General features: G+C 68.9%; 1 pseudogene. It reads left to right on the top strand.

The annotated features are described in order from the left end of the window. Positions 1-391: pseudogene (locus ACXMYJ_RS29385) on the top strand (hypothetical protein); the annotation flags it as partial. Positions 392-524: the final 133 nt, after the last annotated feature.

Below are 524 nucleotides of genomic sequence, written 5' to 3'. Positions count from 1 at the left end.
GCCCGACCCCAGCCGACCGCCGCGGTTCATCGTCGAGCCCTCCGCCTTCTGCGACGAATGGATCTCGATGACGATCGAATACACCGACCAGACCCGCGAATGGCGCGACCGGCACGACCGGAATGTGCCTGCCTCGCAGCGCCCTACGGAGCTTCGTCAGCTCGATGACAGAACCGCGGGCATCATGTCGCAGAACGCCGACCGGACCCAGCTTCTCGGCCTGCTGAGCGGCAACCTGACCGCCGCGGACTTCGCCGCGCTGTCGTCCCACTACCGACGTGCCTTCGCCTTGGCGCTCCCGAGCTACGGGCTGCCGGACAGCCACCTCGACGACGCGGCCAACCAGCTGCAAGCGCTCACCGACCACGCCTGCCGCGCCGTCCGGAGGTAGTCACCTCGGCGCGGGAATGCCGACGCCCTCGATCGCCTCGCCGGACGCCTCGTCGGTCGCGTCGTACCGGTCGGCAGCGCTTTTCAGATCGGTGCCGTAGGTGCGCGCGTTGCCGGCGATGGTCTCCATCTCA

This window comes from Mycobacterium sp. ZZG, assembly GCF_054786995.1.
The sequence above is the reverse complement of the archived record's forward strand: the minus strand, read 5'-3'. Positions and strand labels throughout refer to the sequence as shown.